The organism is Xanthomonas sp. A1809 (assembly GCF_017746015.1).
GTDB lineage: Bacteria > Pseudomonadota > Gammaproteobacteria > Xanthomonadales > Xanthomonadaceae > Xanthomonas > Xanthomonas euvesicatoria.
In genome coordinates this window covers 118,276-144,354 of sequence record NZ_JAGHWZ010000016.1, presented here as the reverse complement: position 1 = coordinate 144,354, position 26,079 = coordinate 118,276, and the positions used below count along the sequence as shown (strand labels likewise).

Sequence of the window (26,079 nt, the reverse complement as noted above, 5' to 3'; positions counted from 1 at the left end):
CTGGTGCTCCTGCGCAAAAATCCATGAGTGCGTCGGCGGAATCAGATTTCCGCAGCGTCTCGTATCCGAACACCGTCGAGGTTCGCAGCCATCAGTGCATCGGCTAGAAGACGGTCGCAGATAGCATCTATCGCGAGTCGCGGTTGCCGGAAAACGTGCGCGTCACCAACGATCTCTTCCTTGAAACCGAGACTTGCACCGCCGGCCACGCTGTAGAACTTGAGATCTTCTCCGGTCTGGTGATCGCGCTCATACTCGATCTTCACCCGTGAATTTTCCTCATCGAGCGCATCGAGCGAACGCACCACACCACACAAGTAGTACTGGGGACCTGCAGAACCATCGGCGAGGGTAAAATCACACGCACAAAAAGCGAACCCGTGCGGATCAATAGACTCGAAGATGTGTTTCAGAGATTCGGAAACAATCCACTTACCTGCCAACTTTTCAAAATCTCTCGGCATCCCGCCTTGGTCGGGTACATGGATCAGGTGGGGTTTTTCTGGGTATTGATTTGGATCGCCATTTGGATTTTCAATCATGAAAGTCCCAGGGAGCCGTAACTGCTTCTTGTTGGCAATCTCTAAGCCCGGCTGTTTGCCATTTCCCCAGAAGCTGGGCTCAAGAACAAAGAACTTCCCCTTCTGAGATGCGCTCATAACAGTGACCGGAATCGCACTTCTTTCGTTCATTTGGGCTTCCATCGGGGATGCGAGTGCGCTGCACATTGAAGTTGAATCCTCCTGCCGTCGCTATTGCTAGAGTAGCAGATGAGGTTGCCTTCTATTGATGAGGTCTTACATGATTGTTGTAGAAAAAATTTCTAGCGTAGCTAAGTTATTGTCTGAGGCTGCCCAGTCGAGAAGCACTGCTGGATTTAGGAAGCTTCACGAAATTTTCGATGAGGGTACTCGAAGTAATGACGTGTACGATACTTTGGAAGCCGCTAGCCGAGCGCTTTGCGACACACGCACAGCTATCTACAGTGCAGTGCTGGCAAAAAATTCCGATGGTTGCCCTGGAAGCGGGTTTTACGACATATTTAATAATATTCGCAGGCAAGAGTTTTTCGAAATCGCCGGACATAATGATATTCATAAATTAACGGATGGAGATCGGGTGTCAATGGCAAGAGTCGAGCGCGAACGGGTCTACCAGCATGCTGAGGAAGATTGAGTATCTGTTCTACTTCGAGAGCTAAGAGTACTGAACTGATCCTACTACCTATAGGGGGTCTTCGATATATCCACTGGTACAGACCACTCAACATCTCCACCGTCGGGGCGATAGCCGCTCTTAATTGAACCTATGAACATCTTCACGGACAAGGAAGCTAGGTGTTGATCTCGAAGGGGGCCAACACGGATACCAACTATCGCCTCTGCGGGGATCTCGACTTCAACATAAGGAATTAGTATCCCATTTCTGGGTCTGTACCTAATATTGTGCTGTCCGGGTGCATGATCATGCGGACTTCACTCTCCTTATCGAATCCGGCATCTTTGAAGGCAGCTGCCGATTCGAAACTCTGCCCTGCTTGCCGCGTGTACTGCACACGTCGAAAAGCTACGCATCGGCTTGCAAAGTAGCGCAGTACCCAACTTTTTTGATAGGCGCGTCAGACTCATCAAGGTCGCTCGGCGGCGCGTAGCCAATCGTTTACACCGTTTACGCCTAGCTCAAGCAATAGATCCTGAGTGGTGACCACCCTCCTCAACATAGTGCCATTGTCTACTTCTTCTTGATCTTCGGCTTCGGCGAAAAGACGAGTCATAAGCTGAGGGAGTCTGTTTTTTTGATCATAGAGATGCAATTTGAATTTCTTCGCATAGGAGAGAAAAAACTCTGCAGCAGACAGAGCCGTTTGGGGGGAAAGCTGAGAGGTCACGCTGAGCCAGTCGGGGAATTTGTAAAGACTATTTTTTCGCTCACTATCTACCTCACTTGATAGCGCTTTGAAGAAAAGCTCTATCATCTTAACTGGTAGGAGCAAGGTGGCTGCGCTCTCGTCTAGAAGCTGTGGGACATGTCTAGAAACTGAGTTAATGTAAGGAGAATCAAGCCTCAATCCCTCAGTCAACGCGGCAATGCAATGCTCTTTATGTTGTTGAAAATTATTGAGGTTAGTCCACACGCCGGCCGCCCCATCCCAGGCGCTGGGATCATCCAAATTGACCAAATCACTGATAAATTCAGACAATTTAATCTTGTCGGACATTGCCGCCAATGCTGAAATTCGGCCCCACGTTTTGAGCTGCTTTCCCTTTCCTTCTTCGCGCAACCTAGCTAGCAGTGGCTCCACTACCTCAAAATTCTTGTAATAAGCATAATAAAGGCATCGTTCGGAAACCCTCCACAATCCAACAGCTTCTCTCATCGCGACATGAAATAGTTCCCAGCCCAAAGCAAAGTCCTTGCTTTGGATATATGGCAAACGACGCAGAATGAGGGAGCGGATGGCGGGGTTCTCGTCGGTGGCGAAGCGGCGAAGAGTCGGAACCAATATTTCGGGATAATTGACGTTTTGATCGATAAGATTTTCCGTCAAGATCATTAAGCTGTCTGCAACATCGCCTTTCTTCATGTTAATCCCAATCGAAACAGGATCTGCATCGTCACCGCTGATTGGATTATCCTCTTTAAGGCTTGCAAATTGGATCGCGAGGAAAATTATTCGCTCTGCCGTCTCGGAATCAAAGACAACATGCGAGCAAGCCTTCAATGCTCTCGCGGCTGAGCGACTAAGCCGCCAGTGACAAGGATGCCTCTCCACCTCTCTAAGCATTCGCTTGGCTAATCTTGTTTCGTTAGCTTCGCATACAGGGTTCCACCCCGCGTTTGCCTGCAAGTCACCGAATCTGTGTTCCAAATAATTAGAAACCCCTTCCATGATGTCATCTCGGAACCTTCCGGCTAGCTCACGCCAAGATGCGCTCAGTAAGCTCAAGAATCTCTCTGGATGTCGAGACGATGCCTCGCGTAGCTGCCCGCCCACCTCGCGCTCACCCCCAACTAGGTGATCGTCGAACCAGCTATTTTGCCCCTCGTAATGCGCCAGAAGACGAAGAATTCCGGCGTCGCTGGAAGTTAGGAGCACGTCGTAAGGGAACGGCGCGCTTACAAACCCGCTTTGCCTTTGTATATCTGGTTGGTGGATAAATTTCCCAGACCTAATCTCATAGCGAGTTAGGTAATCCTGAGCACTGCAAGAACGAAGATGACATGGAATCGCTGCAATCAACTCAACCCGCTTTCTTATTATCCAATGTCCGTGCGAGTTTTCAAGGTCATGACCATTCCATGCCGATAGGAAAGATTCTATTGCCGCATCCTGTACTAGATCATCAAGATAAATAAATGCTGAGCTGATAAGAAGAGACAACTCGTATGAAAGTTTAAACTCCAGAAGTTCTTTATTGCAGAGCATGCGTCCAATTAGCTCAGAATTATTCTCTGCGGCCGTTCTGCAGGCTAGTATGGCGATATATGCGAGCGCGCCCTCGTGGCTACTGCAAACGCGCTCGGAATTTTCTACCCACCAGTTAGAGTTTTCACTCGCTTGAACCATGACGGAGTGCTCTATCGCATCCAGAAGAACATCCAAGCTATCCGAATGTCGCAAATCCGTCTGGCTATGAGTCGATGCGTATGATGTCTGATCTAGAAATCCGTGACGATAGCTTTTGCGCAAATCACCACGGCGTGATTCTCGATAATCACTCCATCTTTCCAAGTTATCTAACGCGAGATCCAGTAGCGCGGTTGATTTGATCATTCGCTGGCGAAGAAAATTTTTATCTGGATCGCCAAATTCATGCATGTCACATCGCAACTTGCCATCAAATTTGTAGCTGAGCAGATTAGATTCTTCGATCTCTCCCGCAATATACTTCCACAGCATCGAATCATCCATGACGCCAGCATCGACCGATCGCGCGATAGTTGGGCCTAGAGAGCTGTGCTCGGCGCGTGGAAGGAGAATTAGTTTTTCTAGAATCGGTACGAGGAGATTTAATTCACTCGAAGAGACGCTTGAAAGGTGGTATCCAAGATACTCTGAAATGCTTTTCTGGTCCAGCCAATTCAATGACAGCGCCTCGGTCCAGAACTGCACAACACCTCTAGTGTCTACATTTGACCACTGCGATATTCGATGCACATGCCTAGTCATCTCATCGGACTCCATGGCAAGTCTCATCTCTGGAACCAAGTTTCTAAGCCAAAAAAAATGCCAATCTAACTTATTGGATGCATAAATGACCTGGAATATCTCACCATGGTTCCTACGGAGCTCGCGCACCAGTGGCCAGTCCTCATCATGAGGGGTTTGCTCAGCGAAAGATTCAGCAACCAATCGTCTGATATGAAAGGCTGAATCGCCTTGAAGAACTGCGCGCACCTGCCTCCTGAACTCACGGCGCCCGCCAAGGGCTAGCTCCGAGACAAAGCTTCTAATGCTGGGGCGGATAAATGGAACTGGGGGTAGGCTACCAATAAATTCATTGAGAGAAACCCCGTTTCTGATTGCCCCGCTGATAACCAGTACATCTAACAATGTTTGATGGCCGAACGTTATCTTGTGATCTTGCGTTTCACAAAGGATATTAAGACTGAGTAGGCCTCTTAGAACATCTTGAGATGCACGGAAACGTTGGTAGGGAATTGTAAGGCTGCGCGAGTTCAGCATATCCGAGGCTATGGCCTCAATAGCTTGCATCGCGGTGTCGCCTAGCGCTGAGTCGTTTTGGACAATTGTATGTAGATAACGCTGCGCTAGTCCGTGACTCGTCACGACGTTGAAGCTTCCCTGATGCCGCGCCAGTTCCACAAAGAGAGTTAGCTCTCGCGGATTGGTTATCAGACCGCGCGTCAGGTCATCGATGGACTCTGTGGATATACCTAGATCATCAAGCAAAGGCTTGATTGCAGAGTCCCAATCTAAAATATTGCAATCTATCTCGTAATCCCACTGCCTTTCCGCGATTCGGCGATCGTAATGCCTATCAAAGTTTCGACAGGATGTCACTACCGTCACAGATGGAATCAATAGAAGGCGATCAATTTGACCTAAGAAATAGCCGAGGACCCTGTGATCACGAGCGATTGAGAGAACATCCAGCGAATCAATGACCACAATTACGTGTGCGCTTTCCGCCAAACGCGCGACTCGCTCTACCCACTGCTCATGCAGGCCGAAAGATTGCCGGTCCTGTGAACTTGAAATATCAGCAAATTCTCTTGATTGAATGAAGATTGGAACGATACCGGGGTCAAGTCCGGCTCTTTCTTCAAGCTTCTCCTGCAGGTCCAGCATTACGCATGTTTTCCCTGATCCAGGCAGGCCTGTGAGCAAGATCGCCCTATTTCCTTCGAAAATTGCGGCAAGTAGCAGATCAGGCGTAGGCACAGCAAGTCTTCTGCCAGAGATTTCTCTACGCCAGGACCTGCCTATCGCAGAGGTACTGGCGAATGACGAACGCACTTCCGCTAGGTCAAGTGGCGGAACTAATAGGGCGCCGGCCTCGTGTACGATGGCTTTAAGATCATCTTTGGTGAGTCTATGCCGATTGGCAGCGGTGCAATTACCCTCAATGCGTGCGCCCAATCGATTAAGATGCGTCCAAAGATGATTAAACGCAGACTTTGGATTGCTTGCCATGCCACGCAATCGTTCATGCAAAAGCTCTGTCATACGCTCCAGTTCATCAGTAGTGACAAACTTTGTGCGCTTGAGGAATTCATATGAAGAAAGACTCGACGAGGCGCCTTTCAGCTTTTCGGTCAGTTGAGCGTCGGTTGCCTCGATTGATTTAGTCAGGCTGGAACGATAGCTTGCTTCACAATCCTGTGTGGTACTGTGCTCTCGCAGCTTTGCCAGATCGCCGAAGTTGTTGCGGGAGTAGAAGCGCACTTCGACGCCAGCGTCCCGAGCAAGTAGGATGAAGGACTTATCTAACTCGTCGCCAAGGTCTGCAATCGACCAAGCCCTCGAGTCAATTTGGTTCTTCTTGCATTGGCAGGCTATTAGAGTGCCGTCTGCCTTTCCAATTACGACATCGTCAACGGTATATGCCACTGAATCAATCTCGATCCAGACAAAGTTTGGATCGGATATAACCGTCAATGCCCAGTCCAGTGCTACCAGAGTCTGGTAGCTGTCGCCTCGGTTTGATCGTATACCTGAAGTGCTCATCGATTAAATTCCGTTTTCCTCGATTTTACTCCGTATTCTTGGGGCGGGGGAGACTGCCTCCCCACAAAACTGGTTCGTCAAGTAGACACTTCGCTGGCATGAGTTCCCGTCTTCACGAGGAGTCAAGCGATGAAAAAGTCTCGTTTCACCGAGAAGCAGATTGCGTAGGAAGAGACAGGGATTGAACAATGTATCGAACGACGAATTCGCGGAAGTGATAACAGTCCCAATGGATAAGACTTGGCTCAGGGAGTGAAGGTATCTACTGCCTAGTGGCTCATCTTGCCGCACAGCCTAAAAAACTTGTTTCCGGGTGCCTGTCACCCACGATCGAGATGGTCATATCAAGGGAACTTGAAACCTGCCCCAACCCCCCTTACGGGCGGTACTTGCGACCATTAGCCTTGGATGAACCCAGTCCGATCTTGCGCACTTTGCCCAGATGCCAACCCCAGATATCGCCGTTGACCCACCAAAGCAACTGAACAAAAGAGCAAAGTCTCCATACAGTGTTGCTGCGTGTACTGCTTTGCCAGGCCCTCGCACGCGTATCTGGATCTGTCGCCAGGGCTGGATTTCGAAACGCGGATCTTCGCCAAGCCGAATGCGGCAGCGCTGCTGCGCGCAGAGATCGCACGCCCGTCCTACCAGTGCTCGCCGATCGCGTTGGGGATCAATACCGACGCCTACCAGCCCACCGAGCGGCGCCTGCACATTTCCCGGCAATGCCTGCAAGTGCTTGCGCAGGCCCGTCACCCGGTCAGCTTCGTGACCAAGGCAGCGTTGATCGAACGCGACATCGATGTGCTGGCCGAGATGGCGCAGCACAACCTGGTGTCGGTGTATTTCTCGGTCACCACGCTCGACAATCGCCTCGCGGCCAAGATGGAGCCGCGCGCCGCCGCGCCGCACGCGCGACTGCGCGCGATGCAGGCGCTGCACGCTGCCGGCGTACCGGTGGGCGTGCTGGTCGCTCCGGTCATCCCGATGATCAACGACAAGGAACTGGAGCGCATCCTGGACGCGGCAGCAGCCCACGGCGCACGTTCGGCCGGCTACGTGTTGCTGCGCCTGCCGCACGAGCTCACCCAGTTATGGCGCGAGTGGCTCGAGCTGCACTATCCCGATCGTGCCAAGCATGTCATGAGCCTGATCCAGCAGATGCGCGGCGGCAAGGACTACGACAGCCGCTTCGGCAAGCGCATGGTCGGCGAAGGCCCGTTTGCAGAACTGATCGCGCAGCGGTTTTCCATCGCGTATCGGCGCCTTGGATTCGGGCGGCTGCCCAGGCTCGATACCACGCAGTTCCGTCCACCCAGACCGGACACGCCGCAGCTGGACTTGTTTTGATCCTGCCGGGTCCGCGCTGCCTGCAGTGGCCTTGGCCCCGACGCGCAGGCAACGCGTTCGGCAGCAGGACCAATGCGCCAGCGCCGGCAAACGCGCTGCAACGCGTCCAGCAGAAGGCTGCAACCTGATGCCGTGGAAGGGTTGCAGCACGATCTCGGCAATTGCCGAACGTCCCACCTCGAAGGCGTGCTGATACTCCGCATCGGCAATCATCTGCTTGAAGGCGGATCGACCCGGATACTGCACCAGCGTGACCGCATCCCACGGCTGTGCCTGGCCCGCGGTCAGCACCGGCAGGCCATCGCCACTGAAGACGATGTGCGCGCCGAACCGGGCCAGGATGGGCGTGGCCAACCGCAGGTACTGGTGATAGCGCTCGCGGCCACCATCGGCCTGGAAGCGAATCAGGTTCAACATGACGATTGCCGAGGTGTCCTCGTCATCCAGGAACGCACCGAGCGCATCGGGTAAAAACGCAACCATGTCAGTCTCCTTGGTCTGGCTTCCTCGCAGTGGAAGCGGCCAACACACGCTAGCGTTGCGGCCTGTCAGAAACTGTCAGTAGCGAACGCCAGTCGCGGTCCTGCTCTCGCCATTGCTTCACCAACGCCTGGCGCGAGTGCGGGTAACGCGTTTGCAGCAGTGCCCGCACCTGCAACCGATCGACACGAAAATGCCGGAACGCGCAGCGGCGCTCGCACCAGGCCGCCAGGACGCGTACGTCGTCGAAATACACCAGGGCGATCGGCCAGACGATGCGCTCGGAGGGCGTGTCGTGCGCATCGACATAGCCGATCGCCAGTTTGCATTGCCGCCGAATGGCCTCGCGCAACACGGCGGTCTGCGGATGATCGACCGACTCGGATGTGGAAGCGGCGGTCAGAATCGCCGCTGGCGCCATGTCTGTGCCGACGCCATCGCCGTGCCTTCTGGCAGACAAGATCTTCGCCAGGGCGCTTTCACCACATCTGGCCAAGGCAGGATCGGCGCGTTGTTTGACCCAATCCAGGCCCAGCATGACCGCATCCAGTTCCTCCTGCGAAAACGCCAGCGATGGCAGGAAGAATCCCGGCTTCAGGTAATAGCCAACGCCGGCTTGGCCCTCCAACGGCGCACCGAGCGCGCGCAAGGTGTCGATATCCCGGTAGACGCTTCGCTGCGATACCCCCAACTCGGACGCCAGCGCAGCTGCCGACACCGGCCGTCTGTGCGCGCGCAGCAGGCCAAGCAGTTCAAACAGGCGGGTTGTCCTGGACATCCATCAGCCTTCGCGCGACAGCCTTGCATTCCGGCGCTCATCCTAGAGCGTGTCATGTACTTTGGGGTGAGTGCGAAGCGTCCTATGGCGCGTGGAGACACCGCGTGCGCTGCGGCCAGGCTTGCCGCCTGGGCACGGCGCGCAACGCGGTATCGGCGCCCCACACGGCGCTTCCCCGGCAGGTTGGCCGCCAGCGCTGCAGTGCGCTCTGGCGAATGCCATCCAGGGCTGGAAGCGCCCGGGCACGCGACCGACGCCTGCAGAACGGGCAGGTCTTGCCGGCTCGAGGGCACCGGCGCGTGCAGGCCGCTATCGGCAGCGTTTGCGTGCCGCCGCCGCCATCGCCACCTCGCTCACGCGGGCAGTGATCATCGCAACACCGCATGCGCCCCGTAGAATCCGCGCATGCTCGCACTTGCACAGGGCGCGTGGGAGTGGCTGGCCACCATTCCCCACCTCGAAGCGCTCCTCCTGGCCGCCTATGTGCTGTATCTGCTGTGGATCGCCGGCTGGATCGTGCTGCAGAAGCGCGAACCGGTGGCCACGCTGAGCTGGGTGTTGTCGCTGGCGGCGCTGCCGTACCTGGGGCTGCTGATCTACTACTGGCTGGGCCCGCAAAAGGTCAAACGGCAGCGGCTGCGGCGCGGGCGCTCGCGCTCGGGCATGGAGAGCTACAGCAGCGTCTGCCCGCCGGATGCCGACTGTACCGAGCTGGCCAAGATCGCCCAGTCCACCACCGGGCTGGCGCCCAGCAGCGCCACCGAGGTGCACTGGCTGGTGGATGGCGCTGCCACGTATGCCGCCATCATCGAAGCGATCCGGGGCGCACGCGACCATATCCATCTGGAGTACTACATCTTCCAGCCCGACCACAGCGGTACCGCGATCTGCGCTGCGCTGATGGAACGTGCCCGTGCCGGAGTCAAGGTGCGGCTGCTGATGGATGCGATCGGCTCATCGGCAATGACCCGACGCGCACTGCGCACGCTGCGCGAGGCCGGGGTGGAAACCGCCTGGTTCCATCCCTCGCAATTGCTCAAGCCATTCAAGCGGCCGTGGTTGAACCTGCGCACCCACCGCAAGGTGATCGTCATCGATGGCCGCGTGGGTTTCACCGGCGGCATCAACGTCACCGACGACGAGAACGAACAGGTGCGCAAGCAGGCGTATCGCGATCTGCACGTGCGCCTGCAAGGCCATGTGGTGCGCAGTCTGCAGCTGGTGTTCCTGGAGGACTGGCTCTATGCCACCGGCCAGGGCCGCGCGGCCTTCCACGGCCAGCAGCTGTGGCCGGACGATGTGCCCACCCGCGCGCAAGGCACGGTGGATGCGCAGGTGCTGGTGTCCGGGCCGGATTCGTCGTGGGAAGCGATCCACCGCCTGATGGTCGCCGCCATCCATGAAGCCAAGCACCGCGTGTGGCTGGTCACTCCGTACTTCGTGCCCGGCGAAGCAGCGCGCATGGCGCTGACCTCGGCCGCGCTCGGCGGGCTGGACGTGCGCCTGCTGGTGCCGCGGGTCAGCGATTCGCGCCTGGTCACCTACGCGGCACGCTCGTATTTCGACGAGTTGCTGGAAGCCGGTGTCCGCATCTACGAGTACGGCCCGCGCATGCTGCACACCAAGGCGCTGCTGGCCGACGACGATGTCTGCATCGTCGGCAGCGCCAATTTCGACAGCCGCAGCTTCCGGCTGAATTTCGAGTTGTCGATGCTGTTCCGCGACCAGGCGGTGGCGGCAGAGATGGCCGGGCTGATCGGCACCGATCTGCAGCAGGCGCAGGAGGTGCAATTCGCGCGGCATCGGCCGTTATGGCGCTCGCGCCTGCCGGAGGCCTTCGCCCGGCTGTTGTCGCCGCTGCTCTGACCAACGGTGAGGCGCCCACGTGGAACCGCGCCGGGCGCGGCGCTACACTGCCGCCACTCAACGGGGGAGCGCGTCATGCACTGGCTGTTTCTGCTTATGGCACTGGGTGCGCTGGTGCTGGCTTTCAGCACGCCGCACGTGTGGTTGCTGGTGGTCTCGCTGCTGGTGGCGTTGGTGCTGCTGCTGTTGTGGACGCGCGGTTGGTTCGCCTCGCGCATGGGCGACACCCAACGCGATACCAGCAGCATGATCGATCCGGCCGAGCTGCGCCGCCTGCGCGAGCTGGCAGAAGCACGCAAGTCGGCCGCCCTGGCCGCCGCACGTGACAGCGAGCCGCAGGCCTGATCACCGCATGACCACCCAGCTCAGCGTCAACGTCAACAAGATTGCAGTCCTGCGCAACTCGCGCGGCGGCACCGACCCGGACGTGGTGCAGGCCGCACGCGCCTGCATTGCCGCCGGCGCACACGGCATCACTGTGCATCCGCGCCCGGACCAGCGGCATATCCGCGCCGACGACGTGCTGGCGCTCAGTGCACTCACGCGCGCGCAGGCGGTGGAATTCAATATCGAAGGCAACCCCTTCGCGCCGCCGCGCGCAGGCTACCCGGGGTTGCTGGAATTGTGCCGTGCCACGCGCCCGCAACAGATCACCCTGGTGCCGGACGGCGACGGGCAGCTGACCTCCGATCACGGCTTCGATTTTGCGCAGGACACCACGCAGCTCGCCGAGCTGATCACCGCGTTCAAGCAGCTGGGCAGCCGGGTCAGCCTGTTCGTCGATGCGGGTAACCCGGACATCGCCCGCGCAGCCGCGCTCGGTGCGGACCGTATCGAGTTGTACACCGGCCCGTATGCCCACGCGCACGCCAGCGGCCAGGCCGATGCCACGTTGGCGCTGTTCGCCGATGCCGCGCAGCGCGCCAGTGCCGCAGGCCTGGGCATCAATGCCGGGCACGATTTGTCGCAAGCCAACCTGGGCGATTTTCTCGCCGCTGTGCCGGGGGTGCTGGAAGTATCCATCGGCCACGCCTTGATCAGCGAGGCCTTGTACCAGGGATTGGATGCAAGCGTGCGCGCGTACGTCGACATCCTGCGTGGCAGCCACGTTAGCGCTTGAGTCCATGCGCTAACGTCGGCATCGATGATCGATGCCCGGGTTGGCGACAACCACGTTCGCGTGGTGGATGCTACGCAGGAACATCACGACGAGCGCCTGGTTAGCGACGGCCAGCTGCTGCCGGTGAGAAACAACCTCGATTAACTCCCCATGCCTGTCGCGTCCGAAGCCGCGATGCGGCGCCTGGGCGACGCGCATCGCGCGTTGTTGCATGCACTGCACGTGGCCAAGCGCAATACGCGCTTGCACAAACACTACTGCACAAAGGCGATGCGCTGCACTTGCGCGTTCTTCGCTGCCGCCAGCACGCTGGCCACCGCGGCATACTCGGCGTCCCCACTGGCGGCGATGCGCAGTTCCGGCTGACGTCCTGCAGTTGCCTGCATCTGCTCGATCAACCTGGACTGGAGTTGCTGCAAGGTCACCGGGTTGGCGTTCCAGAACAGCTGTCCGTCGGCATCCACACGCAAGGCGATTGGTGCAGCCGGCTCCGGCCGTGTGGTCACTTGCGAACTGTGCTGCGGCAGATCCACCGCGATTGTCCGCGTCACCATCGGTGCGGTGACGATGAAGATAATCAACAACACCAACATGACATCCACCAGCGGCGTGACATTGATCTCCGCCAGCGGTCCCCGATTCCCTGTCGTACTGAAAGCCATGACTGCCTCCCGTGCTGTGATCGTGGGTGCTGCACGGCCGAGCACACACCTGCGACCTGCACCGGCAACTCGACGCGGGTGCGCTGGCGGCACGGCATCGGCTCGGCAATGGGGTGCTGGGCGCTGAAGGGTCTACAAGCGCTGCCATTAACGCGCTTGGGTCGAAGCACACATAAAAAAACGCCACCGTTTCCGGTGGCGTTGCAGTCGCGTCATGACTGTTGTGTTGCGGTCTTGCAGATACGTTTACTGCTGCATGAAGCCGATTTTCTTCATCTGCGAGTTCTTCGCAGCGGCCAGCACCTTGGCCATCACCTCGTACTCCGCATCCGGATTTGCATCGATGCGCAGTTCCGGCTGATTGGTCGGATCGGCCTGCACCACTTCTTCCATCTTCTGTTGCAACACATCGACCGGAGTCGGGCTGTTGTTCCAGAACACCTGGTTGCTGGCGTCGATACGCAACTCGATCGGCGGCGGCGGTTCGGTCGTCTGCGGTGGCGGGTTGAGCACCCGCTGCGGCAGATCCACGGCGATCGGGTAGGTCATGATCGGCGCGGTGACGATGAAGATGATCAGCAGCACCAGCATCACGTCCACGAGGGGCGTGACGTTGATGTCGGCCATCGGCCCACGGCTTCCACCAGTACTAAATGCCATGGCTTACTGCCCCTTCACTTTGGTTGCAACGAAACCGACGTCCAGCATGCCCTGACCCTGCGCGATCTTGGTGATCTCGTTGATCGTACGCATCTTGGTCGTGCGGTCGCCACGCAGGTTGAGCGGCGGCTGCGGGGTCTGCTGTGCGGCGGTGGACAGGCGCGACTCCAGGGCTTCCTTGGAAATCGGCTCGTCGTTCCAGTACAGCGACCCATCTTCCTTGACGGCCAGAGTGATCGGCGCGGCGCGTTTCTCCGCATCTTCCTTCTGGATCAAGTTGGCCTCTGGCAGCTCCACCTTGACCTTATGGGACATCAGCGGTGCCGTAATGATGAAGATGATCAGCAGCACCAGCATGACGTCCACGAGGGGCGTCACGTTGATGTCGGCCATCGGGCCACCGCTGTTTCCACTACTGAAGGCCATAACGGGCTCCGTCTAAATCGTTGCGAAGGCGTTCTTGACGACCGGATTAGCGAACGCGCGAACCGGTGGCGAAGAAGTCGTGCAGGTCGTGGGCAAAGGTGTCGAACTTGGCGATCACCGAGCTGTTGACCTTGGAGAAGAAGTTGAACGCGAACACGGCCGGGATCGCGACGAACAGGCCGATCGCGGTCATGATCAGCGCTTCACCCACCGGGCCGGCAACGGCGTCGATGGAGGCCGAACCGGTCGCACCGATCTTGATCAGCGCGCCGTAGATGCCCCACACGGTACCGAGCAGACCGACGAACGGTGCGGTCGCACCGACGGTGGCCAGCAGGGTCATGCCCGACTGCAGCTTGGTGCTTTCGCGGGTCACGGCCTGACGCAGGGCGCGGTCGACGAACTCCGAACGGCTCAGGCTCTCGCCCAGGCCACCGGTGCTGCCTTCGGCACGCTGGTGGTGCGCAGCAGCCTGGGCGGCGTCCAGCGCGATCTTCGAGAACGGCTCGGAAGCCGGCTGTTCTTCCATGGCGCGGATGGCGTCCTGTGCATTCGGGGCATCCCAGAACGCGGTGGTGACGCGGTCAGCCGCGCTCTTCAGGCGGGTGGCACGGAAGATGTTGATGACAGTCCAGTACCAGGAGGCAGCGGACATGGCGATCAGGGTGATCAACACGACCCAGGACACGGCGAAGTCGCCGGGGCTGGAAGTCATTTCGGTGATCAAGTGCTCGAAGCCCATCTGCGACAGAGCGGCCGACGGATTGGAGCCCCCTGCAGCGGCGGCGATAAAGAATTCCTGCAGCATGACGCTTACCTTTGTTGTGTGTGGTGATGAAGGGTGGAGCGAAAGGAAGACAGGATCCTGGGCCGACCGTGGCCGGCCCGTGGGATCAGTTCAGAGCAAAGTTGACCGGGACGCGGACACGTCCGGCGGCTTTCTGCCCGTTGACGGTGGAAGCGTTGAACTTCCACTTGCGTGCTGCGTCCATCGCGGCACGGTCAAGGTCGCGGTTGCGGCTGGACTTTTCGACCGACACGTTGGTCACGTTGCCGCTGGCATCCACATCCACGATCAGGATGACCTCGCCTTGGACACCGGCACGGAATGCAGCCGGCGGGTACTTCGGCGGGTTCATGTTCTTGGACGAGATATCGACGCTGGCGCCAATGTCACTCGGCGGAGCCGGCGGGCTCGGCGGGCTCGGCGGCGTGACGATATCGCTCGGACGCGGTTCGGGAACGTCGACCACCGGAGCTTCCGGCGGCGGCGGAACCGGTGACGGCTTCGGCGGCGACAGATTCTTGACCGGCGGCGGCGGCTTGTCTTCCGGCGGCGGCGGCGGCGGCGGCGGCGGGGGAGGAGGCGGTGCATCCACCAAGGTGACCATGGTGGTGCGCTCCTTCTCTGCCGGAGCCTTCGGCGCCACTGCAGGGATCAGCAACATCATCAGTGCAGTGAGGTGCAAAGCAATTACAAAAGCAATGCCGATAATGCGGGCCCAGCTCAGACCCTGGTTCCCGGCATCGTAGTCATGCCTGTGGATAACGAGTTGTTCCGTCATGCGCCAATGGCTCTTTCAGTGGGGGCCCGGATCACTGTGATGATCCCCAGGTTTTCGGACGGCTTTGACACCGCAGGAACTCCCAAGCTTATACCAATCCCGAGTCCTGTAACCACTAAAAACACAGGGATTTCGGGGGTTTATTTTCTTTTTTTACTTCAGGTTGATGATCTTCTTGGCGTCTTCGGGTTTTTTAACACCCTTGGCGATCGCCTGCTGTGCGGCCTGCTTGGCCTCGGGGATGCGACCTTCCGAATGCAGCACCTTGGCCAGATTCAAATAGGTCTCGCCATCCTTGGAAAGCGGTGCGGCCTTCTGCCAGTTTTCGATCGCCTTCGGGACATCGTCGCTGTAGTAATACGACTGGGCCAGGGCAAGGTATGTCTGATAATCAGGCTTGAGGATGCCTTTTTGCATACCCTCATTGATGACGGCAATGACGTCCTTTTCTTTGTTCTCGGTGTTGGCGTAGATGGAATACAACTGCTTGTATTCCTTTTCTTCGGTCAACTGGCCGGAGGCACGCAGCTTGTCCATCACGCCTGCGGCCTTGTCCATCTGGTCGGCCTGCATGTACATGTTGGCCAGGTTGAGCTGCGCCTTTTTGTCGTTGGGCGTCTTGGCGGCCAGCGCCTCGGCGGCCGCAACGGCCTCACCGGTCTGGCCAGCTTCGGCGTAGGACGCCATCAGCAGCTGGTTCCAGCTGTCCTTGGGCTCGGGCGAGGCAGCGATGGCCTGCTTCAACACCGGAATGGCTTCCTTGTAGCGCTCGGTCTGGTACAGCGCCTGGCCCTTGAGGATCAGGTCTTCCGGACGCTGCGACTTGCTCTCTTCCAGATATTTGTCCAGCGTGGCCAGACCCTCGGCCTGCTGGTCGTCCTGCATCTGCAACTGCGCCAGCATCAGCATCGACTGGAACTGGCCGTTGTTGTCCAGCGCGTTCAGGCCGATGGCCTGCTGCAGGTACTTCTTGGCAGCGGCGGTGTCGTCCAGGTTGTAGGCAGCCTGCGCGGCCAGCTGGGCCGCCAGCGCCTTGTCGGCGTCGTTGGCAGCGCTGTTGGCCAGGATCTCATCGGCCTGGGTGCGCACGCCTTGGTAGTCCTCGCCCTTGTTGAAGGTTTCGATCAGCTTCTGCAGCTTGCTGCTCAACTTGGAGGACGGCTTGATCGTCGGTGCCTGGCGGGTCGACTGCGGGTACAGCTCCTCGGCCTTGCCGCTTTTGGATTTGCGGCTGGCGCGTTCGGAGGAACGGTCCGACTGCGCGACCGCATCGGTGACGACAGCCCCACCCAGCGACGCGGCGATGAACAGGGACAACAGGGCTTGCTTGCGGTTGAGCAGTTTCATGTTTCACCTCGGACGATCCGCCGTCGGGCGGTACGAAAAGCGGAATGGGCGCTGTACGAAAAATCTGAGCCGGCAAACTTAGCAGAAAGTCTCAGTTCCCGAAAACGGTTTCCATGTTGTGTTGCGGCAATCAGAAGCAGGGAACCGATGTCTTAGCGTCGCTAACAGACCTTGACCGGTGTAGCGGCGCGTACGCCACCAGGGGAGGCAAGCAAGCGTCGCATCGAATCGGTGTTCGTCCGGGTTGACGGCGGCCGCACGGATGTCGTTAGCAGCACTAGCCACAACGCGGCACGCGCCCGCTCTGCCTGGCCTGCTGGTACACCGGTTCGAGCTGGGCAACGTCGGCCTGCAGTTCGCGGATGCGGTTGGCAGGGTCGGGGTGGGTCGACAGCCACTGCGGTTGGCGATTGCCGCTGGCGGCCATCATGTTCTGCCACAGCGTCACCGCCTGCGCCGGATCGAAGCCGGCCTGGGCCATCAGACGTTGGCCGACCACATCGGCTTCGCTTTCCTGGGTACGCGAGCCGGGCAGCAGGAACACTGTCTGGGCAGTCATACCGCCGACCTGATTGACTGCATTGGCCGCCCCATCGCCATAGGCAGCGCCGGCGAGTGCGCCGATGATGCCCAGGCCCGTCTGCGCGCCGAGCTGACGGGTGATGCGCTCTTCGTGATGGCGCGAAATGACATGGCCGATCTCATGCCCGAGCACGGCGGCGAGCTGATCCTGGGTCTTGGCGACAGTAAAAATGCCCGTGTTGACACCGACCTTGCCACCAGGCAGGGCGAAAGCATTGGCTTCGTTGTCCACGAACAGCGCGGTTTCCCACTTGGTTTCGCGCCATTGCGGCGGCAGTTGCGCCACCAGCGCGTTGACCACGCACTGCACGTAGGCGTTCTGCTTGCCATCGGTGCTGACTTTTTCCTTGGCCTTGGTCTGCGCAAAGGATTGCGCGCCCAACTGGTCCAATTGCTGTTGCGATACCCCGCCCACCACCTGTCGGCGGCCGGTTGGCGAAGTTGTGGTGGCACACGCCGTCAGTGCAAGCACGGCAACAACGATCAACAGCCTAGCTTTCATTCGATCCCCCTAGAACCATGGGGGCATTCTGGCAGGCTCGTCTTAACTTTTCGTCAAACGGTTCCGTGCGGCCGATGACGCGTGCCCGGCCGGGGCGATCGGCTGTCCAAAGCGTGCGGATTTATCCGGTGCCCAGGCGCCGCGCCGCTGCGGCTGGGTTCTCGCATCTGACCGCTTGTGGACTCAGCCAAGCCCGAAAAAGTACAGCGCTGCCAGGGCCGTGGTGTTGTTGATGCCATGCGCGGCAATGGGCGCCCATAACGTACCGGTGCGCCAGTACAGCCATGCGAACGCCGCGCCCATGCTGCCGTACACCAGCCACAGCTGCGCGATCGCGGCCGGGCCGTTGCCGCTGATGCCGGGTACTTCGTGCACCAGCGCGAAAATCGCCCCGCTCAGCACGATGCCCAGCCAGGGGCGGCCGGCAGCGAGCAGGCGCCCGAACAGCACGCGACGAAACAGCAGTTCTTCGTAAGCCGGCGCGATGACCACCGCAAACAGCGTCAGTGCCAGCGGCCACTGCTGGAGCGCGTCTTCCATCAACGGCAGGTTGGTGGGCACCGGCTTGATGCCCAACGCCGAAGCCGCCACGCTGACCAGGTTGCTGAGCAGGAACACTGCGGCGGCGACCAGCGCGGTCCAGCCCCAGGTGGAGGCGCGACGCGCGGCAGCCCGCGAGGCGGTCTGTTCGGCAGCGGTGGCGCGGCGGCGCCAGTAGTACAACAGCAGCGCCGGCGTGGCCGTGCTGACCAAGGCGGTGAGCAGCTGCACCATCACGCCGGGTTGGCCAATGGCGGCCATGACCTCGGTGGGCGAGGGAGTCAGTCCCTGCGCCTTGGCCGCCTGTACGTGGCCAAAGCCACGCACCGCGCCCCACAACGCAAAGCCGGCCACGCTGAGGGTCAACAGCAGGCCGGCGGCGATGAGCACGTCGACCCAGAAACCCACGAGCACGGGCAGCAACGGCGGCTTGCCGGCAACCGTGCATGGTGCCGGGGGCGGTGGAAGATCGGTGCGCATCATCAATCCTGCGAACACCGCACCGGCCACCACGCCGCGGTTGCGACGTGTCGGCCGATGCGGGTGCCTCAGATATCCAGGTTGGACACCTTCAGCGCGTTGTCCTCGATGAAGTCGCGGCGTGGCTCGACCACATCGCCCATCAAGGTGCTGAAGATCTGGTCGGCGGCCACCGCGTCCTCGATGCGCACCTGCAACAGGCGACGCGTGTCGGGGTTGACCGTGGTTTCCCACAGCTGCTCGGCATTCATTTCGCCCAGGCCCTTGAAGCGCTGCACCTGGCGGCCCTTCTTGGCCTCGTCCAGCAACCAGGCATGGGCCTGCGCGAAGCTGGTGATCGGGTGGCTCTTGTTGCCGCGCACGATCTGGGCACCTTCGCGCACCAGGTCGTGCAAGGCCAGCGAGACCTCACGCAGCGGACGCAGCTCGCCGCTTTCGAACGCACCCATCGGCAGCACCTGGGTGAACTCTTCGCCCATGTGGCGGCGGATGGCCACCAGGGTGGCAGGCGCGTTCTCGCTGCCGGGGTCGAAGCGCAACTGGTAGCGCGCGGTACCCAGGGTGCCGCGGTTGAGCACTGCCTGCAGTGCATCCAGGGTCGGATGCTGGTCGCCTTCGGCCTGCAGTTTTTCCACATCCAGTGGCGGCAGGTCGATCAGCGCGGTGAGCAGGGCCGGGTCGTAGCGGTGTGCGTTGCGCGCGATCGCTTCGTTGGCGCTGGTGAACAGCATCAACAATTTCTCCAGCGCTTCGCCGGTGATCGGCGGTTCGTCGGTGGCCGGAATCAGCGCCGCACCCTCGACCGCATTGCTGGCCAGGTAGGCGTTGAGCGCCGCGTCGTCCTTCAGATACAGCTCGCTCTTGCCCTGCTTGAGCTTGTACAGCGGCGGCAGGCCGATGTAGATGTAGCCGCGCTCGATCAACTCCGGCATCTGCCGGTAGAAGAAGGTCAGCAGCAGGGTGCGGATGTGCGAGCCGTCCACGTCGGCGTCGGTCATCAGGATGATGCGGTGGTAGCGCAGCTTGTCCGGGTTGTACTCGTCGCGACCGATGCCGGTGCCCAGCGCAGTGATCAGCGTGCCGACCTGGTCGGAGGCCAGCATGCGGTCGAAGCGGGCACGTTCGACATTGAGGATCTTGCCGCGCAGCGGCAGCACGGCCTGGTTCTTGCGGTTGCGTCCCTGCTTGGCCGAACCGCCCGCCGAGTCACCCTCGACGATGAACAGTTCCGACAGCGCCGGGTCCTTTTCCTGGCAGTCGGCCAGCTTGCCCGGCAGGCCGGCGATGTCCAGCGCACCCTTGCGGCGGGTCAGGTCGCGCGCCTTGCGGGCGGCTTCGCGCGCGCGCGCGGCATCGACGATCTTGCCGGTGATGGCCTTGGCTTCGTTCGGGTTCTCCTGCAGGAACTCCTGCAGGCGCGCACCGAAGGCGTTTTCCACCGCCGGGCGCACATCCGAGCTGACCAGCTTTTCCTTGGTCTGCGAAGAGAAGCTGGGGTCGGGCACCTTGACCGAAAGCACCGCGATCATGCCTTCGCGCATGTCATCGCCGGTCAGCGCGACCTTGGCCTGCTTGGCGATGCCGTTCTGTTCGATGTAGGTGCTGAGCACGCGCGTCAGCGCCGCACGGAAACCGGCCAGGTGGGTGCCGCCGTCCTTCTGCGGAATATTGTTGGTGAAGCAGTACATGGTTTCCTGGTAGGCGTCGGTCCATTGCAGGGCCACGTCCACCATGATGCCGTTGTGCTCGCCGGTCACCGAGATCACATTCGGGTGCAGCGGCGACTTCAACTGCGCCAGATGCTCCACGAAGCTGCGGATACCGCCTTCGTAATGGAAATCGTCGCGACGGCCTTCGCCGCGCTCGTCGATCAAGGTGATCTTGACGCCGGAATTGAGGAAGGACAGCTCGCGCAGGCGCCGCGCCAGGATGTCGTAATGGAACTCGACGTCGCTGAAGATGGCCACGGACGGCTTAAAGCGCAGCGTGGTGCCGCGCTTGGTCGAGGCTTCCAGCTGCTTGAGCGGGTACTGCGGCTCGCCCAGCGCGTATTCCTGCTGGTAGTGGAAGCCGTCGCGCCAGATATCCAGCCACAAGTGCTCGGACAATGCGTTCACCACCGAGACGCCTACGCCGTGCAGGCCGCCGGAGACCTTGTAGCTGTTGTCGTCGAACTTGCCGCCGGCGTGCAGCACGGTGAGGATCACCTCGGCCGCCGAGACGCCTTCTTCCTTGTGGATGTCGACCGGCACGCCGCGCCCGTTGTCGGAGACCGCCACCGAGCCATCGGCCAGGATCTTCACCACGATGTCGTCCGCATGCCCGGCCAGGGCTTCGTCGACCGAGTTGTCGACCACCTCGAACACCATGTGATGCAGGCCGGTGCCGTCATGGACGTCGCCGATATACATGCCGGGGCGCTTGCGGACGGCCTCCAGGCCACGCAGCACGGTGATCTTGCTGGAGTCGTAGGTGCCGTTGGGTGTTGGCGGGGTGTTTTGTTCGTCGGTCATGCGCGTGCCGTTGGCTCCACAACACGGGCGAAGGCGGCGATAGCCGCTCCGCACCGTGGGAAAAGGGGGATAGCGAGCAAATTATACCAGCCGGCACGAGCCGGCCGTTGCGGCTCAGTGGGCCGCTGCCTGTCGCGTAATGTGGCCGTGTTCCACGTGGAACTGCTGCAATCGTGCGCCGGCATCTGCAAGACCAGGCGGGGTTTCGGTTGCGGTGATGAGCACCTGCGCCGGCGCGGACGCGAGCCGCTGCAGCACACGCCCCTGATGGTGCCGGTCCAGCTCCGAGCCCAGATCATCCAGGGCGATGACCGGCCACTCGCCGCGTTCGTATGCGAAGTCCTCCGCCTGTGCGAGCAGGCAGGCGAGGGCGGTGAGCTTGGCCTGTCCCCGGGAAAGCGCGTCCCGTCCAGGGAGTGCCTGAAAGCTGGGCACCCAATCTGCGCGGTGCGGGCCTTGCGAGGTGTAGCCGTTCTGGCGATCTCGTTCGCGCGCAAGCAGCAGGGCGTCCGCCAGCGAGACCTCGTGCCGCTTCCAGCCGGGAGCGAACGTCAGCGCAGACAGTCCCAGCGCGGGCGCGATCGCGTCTGCCACGGGAACCAGCCGCTCCTGCAGGCGTTCCAGGTAGCGCGTGCGCCGAGACGTCAGGCTCTCGCCGGATTCGGCGAGTTCGTGGTCCCAGGCGTCCAACATGCGTGGCTGCGCGCCCTGCTTCAGCAACGCATTACGTTGCTTGAGCGCCCGGGCGTAGCGGCGCCACATGGTGAGGAAATCGGGTTCCACGTGGAACAGGCCCCAATCCAGGAAGCGGCGACGAGGTTCGCCACCGCCACTGATCAGCACGTGGCTGCCGGGCTCGAACGTCACCACTGCCAGCGCAGCGCAAAGCGCGCCAAGCTGCGCCACGTCTTCACCGTCCAGACGTCCCGTCCATTCCTGCCCGCTATGACGCAGGCCGGCTCGACGCGTCCGTTCGCCCGCAGCGCCGTTGCCTTCTTTCCATTCCACGAAAACTTCAAGGTCGTTGGCGCCTTGTTGGATCAGGCCGTCACGGACGCGCCCGCGGAAGCTGCGGCCGTAGGCCATCAGATGCAGCGCTTCGAGCACGCTGGTCTTCCCCGCACCGTTGTCGCCGGTCAGCAGATTCAAGGTACTGGAGGGATGAAGCTCGACCGTGTGAAACCGGCGAAGCCGATGAATGGACAACCGCACTACATGCATCGATCGGTGTGCTCTGGGCTGTAATCCGGCATGCCGGTCGGGTCGAAGGATACGGGATCGGCATGAAACGCGCGCAGTTGTGGCCGGCAACAACGGCGGGACAGGCAGGGGATAACATGTGGATAAAAAAGGGGCGGAGGGCGGTGTTTTTTCTTATCCACAGCTTGTAAGCCAGAAAACAGGTCGATAAACACAGGGTTTCGACCCCCTAATTCCCTTTAAGAACAATCACTTGAGGTGTTTTTACGCGAAATCTGCGCCTACCATCACCACAAAGCTCTTAAGTTATTTATAGATTTAAAAGCAAAGCGCGATGTGCATAAGTCAAAAACAGTAGGGAGCTGAACAGCTGGACACCGGATCTCGCCGACATGTGCGATAGCAAATCAATTGATTGCCTTGAAATGAACTCATTCAGGTTAAACACGCAGAGCTTCAAAACCCAATGGCGCATGAGAGATAAGGTGTCCTGTTCTCTCCCTGCTTTCGCTGTGTCTCGGACCAAGCCAGCTCGACGATCAAAGACCGGGCGAATGAACTCGGCTCCGGCCACGTTGAGACTTTCGAACCTCGCTGGGTCGCCAGGTGCCAGGCCCGTCCAAAATTTCAGGACACTGCAGACGTAACGCGAAGATGCGTGGCGACGGTAATAGTCCGTAGAGGTCCTACTTACGCGCCGCGGTGAATCTTGTCCTGACGTTTGACCGAGTCGGAGCTGGGTCCGCAGCCGCTCATGTAGATTTTGAAACTCGATGTGTACCGCGTCTCAACCCTGGCGCCGATGTCCAGCCAACACAGCAGCGCCGTGGCAAGCGCGTGGAGCGCGTTGGTCCATCGATCGGATCGAAGGCATAGCTCCCACGCTTACGTCAGCGCTTTATCCCTTCAGATCATGCACAGGCGCCATAGCTCGACCCACGCCCCATTTGGTCGCCACAGACGACTTGGCCGCGATGCTTATCTACACACAACAAGCCCCCGAATGGCGCAAACAAAAAGCCCGGCAGATGCCGGGCTTTTGCGTGTTCCACGTGGAACGAAGCGTTAGAGACGCAATGGCATCACCACATGGCGCGACTTCTCGCTGCTGGCCTCACGCACCAATGCAGACGAATTGGCGTCACGCAGCTGGATCACCACGTGCTCGTCGCGCAGTGCCGACAGCGCGTCGAGCAAATAGTTGACGTTGAAGCCGATAGCCAGGTCGTCGACCTTGGTATCGGCCTCGATCTCTTCCTGCGCCTCTTCCTGCTCGGGGTTATGCGCGCTGATCTTCAGCTGACCCGGCGACACTTCCACACGGACGCCGCGGTACTTCTCGTTGGACAGGATGGCGGCACGCTGTAGCGACGCGCGCAGCGCTTCACGATCCACCTTGACCTCACGATCGGCACCAATCGGAATCACTGCCTCGTAGTCCGGGAACCGGCCGTCGATCAGCTTCGACGTAAAGGTCACATCACCGCGCTTGACGCGGATATGGCTACGTCCCACTTCCAGCTCGACCTCGCGATCGGCACCTTCCAGCAAACGCTGCAGCTCGGTCACGCCCTTGCGCGGCACGATGATCTGGCGCTTGGCGCCGCCGGCTTTCTCCAGCTCCATCTCGCACAGCGCCAGACGATGACCGTCGGTGGCCACGCAGCGCAGCAAGCCGTCGCGCAGGTCGAACAACAGGCCATTGAGGTAGTAGCGCACGTCCTGCTGGGCCATGGCGAACGCGGTGCGCTCGATCAGCTCCTTGAGCCCGGCTTCGGGCACCACGACGCGCTCGGTCGCCTCGACCTCGTCCACGGACGGGAAGTCGTTGGACGGCAACGTCGCCAGGGTGAAGCGGCTTCGCCCGGCCTGCACGGTGACCTTGTCGCCGGTCTGCGAAATGGTGACGCGGCTGCCGTCGGGCAGGGCGCGCAGGATGTCGAACAGCTTGCGCGCCGGAATCGTGGTTTCGCCGTCCTGCGCGTCCTCCACCAGCGTGCGCGAGATCATTTCCACTTCCAGGTCGGTGCCGGTCAACGAGACCTGTCCGTCCTTGACCTGGACCAGCAAGTTGGCCAGGACGGGCAGGGTTTGACGGCGTTCGACCACATTGACCACTTGTGCCAATGGTTTGAGGAAGGCTTCGCGCTGCAGTGTAAAACGCATGTGGTTCCGTGCCCCTATGCTTTAAAAGATATGGAATAAATCAAAAGCTTGGTGGTGATGGTAGGGCCGTTTTCAGCGGATAACCACCGTAACTATTTGTTTCCAAAGACATTTCAGCATCTGAAACGCGTTGGACTAGTGCGCCTGAGCTGGTCGGAAAACCTGTGGATAGTTTTCCAGCCGGACTGCGGTGCAACGTTATCCACAGATTCTCCCGCATTTGACCCCAACGTTTCCACGCTTTTTTCCAGCCTGGCGCCGATGGCAGCCGATGGCCTACTCGCTGAGCTTGCGAATCAACTTTTCCCAGTCCTCGCGGAGCTTGCCGTCGGCCTCCATCAACGTGCGGATCTGCCGGCAGGCATGCAGCACGGTGGTGTGGTCGCGGCCGGCGAACGCGTCGCCGATCTCCGGCAGGCTGTGCTCGGTGAGCTCCTTGGCCAACGCCATCGCCACCTGGCGCGGGCGCGCCAGCGAGCGGGTGCGCCGCTTGGACAGCAGGTCCTTCATCTGCAGGCCGTAGTAATCGGCCACGGTCTTCTGGATATTGGGAATGCCGATCGCCTGTTGCTGGGCGCGCAGCAAATCGCGCAGCGTCTCCTGGGCAAATTCCACCGTGATCGAGCGGCCGGTGAAGTTGGCACGCGCCACCAGGGTGTTGAGCGCGCCTTCCAGGTCGCGCACGTTGGAGCGCATCTTCTTGGCGATCAGGAATGCCACGTCGTCGGGAATCTCGGCGCCGCGCTCGCGTGCCTTGGCCAGCACGATGGCCGCGCGGGTTTCAAAGTCCGGCGGGTCGATCGCCACCGACAGGCCCCAGGCCAGGCGCGACTTCAGGCGCGGCTCCAGGCCTTCCACTTCGCGCGGGTAGCGGTCGCAGGTCAGGATGATCTGCTGGCGGCCATCGAACAGCGCGTTGAAGGTGTGGAAGAACTCTTCCTGGGTGCGGTCCTTGCCGGCGAAGAACTGGATGTCGTCGATCAGCAGCGCATCGATCTGCTGGAACTGGCGCTTGAACTGGTCCATCGCCTTGTCCTGCAGCGCCCGGATCATCGCGCTGAAGAACTGTTCCGAACGCAGGTACATCACCTTGGCGGCCGGATTGGCCTGACGCAGCGCATTGCCGGCCGCGAACATCAGGTGGGTCTTGCCCAGGCCGGTGCTGCCGTACAGCAGCAACGGGTTGTGCGCGCGGTCGCCGGGCTTCTGCGCCGCCTGAATCGCGGCGGCCAGACCCAGCTGGTTGCTGCGGCCTTCGACGAAGTTGGCGAAGGTGTAATGCGAATCCAGGTTGCCGGCGAACGGCACCATCGGCGCAGCCTGCGGCGCACTTGGCACCGCCGCCGCTGCGGGGGCCGGCTCAGGCGCACGTGGACGCGAACCGACCGCCAGCGCGACTTCGCCGTTGCCGGCGAAATACGCCAGCAATTCGCGGATGCGCGGCAGGTACCGTTCGCGAACCTGGTCGACGATGAAGGCGTTCGGGGCGTACAGCACGATGCTGTCGCCGCGATCTTCGGCTTGCAGGGGTTTCAACCAGGTGTGGACATCTTCGGGCGGGAATTCGGCTTCGAGACGTTCCAGACAGCGGGGCCAAGCATCCATCAACGTGTGATCATCTGTTGCCGGCCGCGGGGCGCAGAAAAGCG

At 60.2% G+C, this 26,079-nt stretch carries 20 protein-coding genes and 2 pseudogenes; 5 read left to right on the top strand and 17 right to left on the bottom strand.

The features are described from left to right. Window positions 1–41: 41 nt before the first annotated feature. On the bottom strand, window positions 42–704 hold the full coding sequence (locus tag J7396_RS19280; RefSeq protein WP_209261926.1) for a DUF1629 domain-containing protein: 663 nt from the start codon (window positions 702–704) through the stop codon (window positions 42–44). Between the two features lie 97 nt (window positions 705–801). On the opposite strand from J7396_RS19280, the gene J7396_RS19275 reads away from it, so the two are divergent. Continuing rightward, window positions 802–1,176, top strand: a complete 375-nt coding sequence (locus tag J7396_RS19275; RefSeq protein ID WP_209261925.1) for a hypothetical protein — start codon at window positions 802–804, stop codon at window positions 1,174–1,176. 451 nt (window positions 1,177–1,627) lie between these two features. On the opposite strand, the gene J7396_RS19270 is transcribed toward J7396_RS19275, so the two are convergent. After that, the gene (locus J7396_RS19270) at window positions 1,628–6,193 is read right to left on the bottom strand and encodes an AAA family ATPase (RefSeq protein WP_209261924.1); all 4,566 of its coding nucleotides are present in this window, start codon (window positions 6,191–6,193) and stop codon (window positions 1,628–1,630) included. 516 nt (window positions 6,194–6,709) lie between these two features. Here J7396_RS19270 and J7396_RS19265 point away from each other — a divergent pair. Next, a pseudogene (locus J7396_RS19265) lies at window positions 6,710–7,543 on the top strand (PA0069 family radical SAM protein); the annotation flags it as partial. 120 nt (window positions 7,544–7,663) lie between these two features. Here the strand turns inward: J7396_RS19265 and J7396_RS19260 are convergent. Then, window positions 7,664–8,026 (bottom strand): annotated as a pseudogene (locus tag J7396_RS19260) (DUF1330 domain-containing protein); the annotation flags it as partial. Between the two features lie 49 nt (window positions 8,027–8,075). Beyond that, entirely contained in the window at window positions 8,076–8,801 is a 726-nt protein-coding gene (locus J7396_RS19255; protein WP_209261923.1) for a YafY family protein, read from the bottom strand. A gap of 405 nt (window positions 8,802–9,206) precedes the next feature. Here J7396_RS19255 and cls point away from each other — a divergent pair, with 405 nt between their 5' ends. The 3 genes from cls (at window position 9,207) to J7396_RS19240 (ending at window position 11,787) form a co-directional block, all read left to right on the top strand. After that, complete coding sequence (cls, locus tag J7396_RS19250) at window positions 9,207–10,667, top strand: cardiolipin synthase (protein WP_011345777.1); 1,461 nt, start codon at window positions 9,207–9,209, stop codon at window positions 10,665–10,667. Between the two features lie 75 nt (window positions 10,668–10,742). Beyond that, window positions 10,743–11,012, top strand: coding sequence for a hypothetical protein (locus J7396_RS19245; protein ID WP_008572960.1), 270 nt, complete (start codon window positions 10,743–10,745; stop codon window positions 11,010–11,012). 7 nt (window positions 11,013–11,019) lie between these two features. Next, window positions 11,020–11,787 carry a pyridoxine 5'-phosphate synthase gene (locus J7396_RS19240; protein WP_136733097.1) on the top strand — a complete coding sequence of 256 codons (768 nt, stop codon included), beginning with the start codon at window positions 11,020–11,022 and terminating at the stop codon, window positions 11,785–11,787. A 9-nt stretch (window positions 11,788–11,796) separates the two neighbouring features. Here the strand turns inward: J7396_RS19240 and J7396_RS19235 are convergent, their stop codons facing one another. The 13 genes from J7396_RS19235 to dnaA form a co-directional block, all read right to left on the bottom strand. Beyond that, window positions 11,797–12,000 carry a hypothetical protein gene (locus J7396_RS19235; protein ID WP_127171063.1) on the bottom strand — a complete coding sequence of 68 codons (204 nt, stop codon included), beginning with the start codon at window positions 11,998–12,000 and terminating at the stop codon, window positions 11,797–11,799. Window positions 12,001–12,041: 41 nt separating this feature from the next. Next, window positions 12,042–12,449: a biopolymer transporter ExbD gene (locus J7396_RS19230; protein WP_136733098.1), complete on the bottom strand. Its 408-nt coding sequence runs from the start codon at window positions 12,447–12,449 to the stop codon at window positions 12,042–12,044. A gap of 246 nt (window positions 12,450–12,695) precedes the next feature. Beyond that, a complete protein-coding gene (locus J7396_RS19225) occupies window positions 12,696–13,109 on the bottom strand; it encodes a biopolymer transporter ExbD (protein ID WP_005912449.1) in 414 nt (137 codons plus the stop codon). A 3-nt stretch (window positions 13,110–13,112) separates the two neighbouring features. Beyond that, window positions 13,113–13,535 carry a biopolymer transporter ExbD gene (locus J7396_RS19220; protein WP_005912447.1) on the bottom strand — a complete coding sequence of 141 codons (423 nt, stop codon included), beginning with the start codon at window positions 13,533–13,535 and terminating at the stop codon, window positions 13,113–13,115. Window positions 13,536–13,581: 46 nt separating this feature from the next. After that, a complete protein-coding gene (exbB, locus tag J7396_RS19215; RefSeq protein WP_005912445.1) occupies window positions 13,582–14,343 on the bottom strand; it encodes a TonB-system energizer ExbB in 762 nt (253 codons plus the stop codon). 85 nt (window positions 14,344–14,428) lie between these two features. Further along, window positions 14,429–14,986, bottom strand: coding sequence for an energy transducer TonB (locus J7396_RS19210; RefSeq protein ID WP_003482203.1), 558 nt, complete (start codon window positions 14,984–14,986; stop codon window positions 14,429–14,431). 267 nt (window positions 14,987–15,253) lie between these two features. Further along, the gene (locus J7396_RS19205) at window positions 15,254–16,447 is read right to left on the bottom strand and encodes a tetratricopeptide repeat protein (RefSeq protein ID WP_008572970.1); all 1,194 of its coding nucleotides are present in this window, start codon (window positions 16,445–16,447) and stop codon (window positions 15,254–15,256) included. Window positions 16,448–16,724: 277 nt separating this feature from the next. Continuing rightward, window positions 16,725–17,531, bottom strand: coding sequence for a M48 family metallopeptidase (locus J7396_RS19200; RefSeq protein ID WP_029818090.1), 807 nt, complete (start codon window positions 17,529–17,531; stop codon window positions 16,725–16,727). A 183-nt stretch (window positions 17,532–17,714) separates the two neighbouring features. Then, entirely contained in the window at window positions 17,715–18,551 is an 837-nt protein-coding gene (locus tag J7396_RS19195) for a CPBP family intramembrane glutamic endopeptidase (RefSeq protein WP_209261922.1), read from the bottom strand. A 68-nt stretch (window positions 18,552–18,619) separates the two neighbouring features. Then, the gene (gene gyrB, locus J7396_RS19190) at window positions 18,620–21,064 is read right to left on the bottom strand and encodes a DNA topoisomerase (ATP-hydrolyzing) subunit B (RefSeq protein ID WP_029818088.1); all 2,445 of its coding nucleotides are present in this window, start codon (window positions 21,062–21,064) and stop codon (window positions 18,620–18,622) included. A 114-nt stretch (window positions 21,065–21,178) separates the two neighbouring features. After that, the gene (gene recF, locus J7396_RS19185; protein ID WP_209261967.1) at window positions 21,179–22,285 is read right to left on the bottom strand and encodes a DNA replication/repair protein RecF; all 1,107 of its coding nucleotides are present in this window, start codon (window positions 22,283–22,285) and stop codon (window positions 21,179–21,181) included. Window positions 22,286–23,329: 1,044 nt separating this feature from the next. Next, the gene (gene dnaN, locus J7396_RS19180) at window positions 23,330–24,430 is read right to left on the bottom strand and encodes a DNA polymerase III subunit beta (protein WP_005912436.1); all 1,101 of its coding nucleotides are present in this window, start codon (window positions 24,428–24,430) and stop codon (window positions 23,330–23,332) included. A gap of 276 nt (window positions 24,431–24,706) precedes the next feature. Continuing rightward, window positions 24,707–26,035 (bottom strand): chromosomal replication initiator protein DnaA, encoded by a 1,329-nt coding sequence (gene dnaA, locus J7396_RS19175; RefSeq protein WP_008572980.1) that lies wholly within the window; start codon window positions 26,033–26,035, stop codon window positions 24,707–24,709. Window positions 26,036–26,079: the final 44 nt, after the last annotated feature.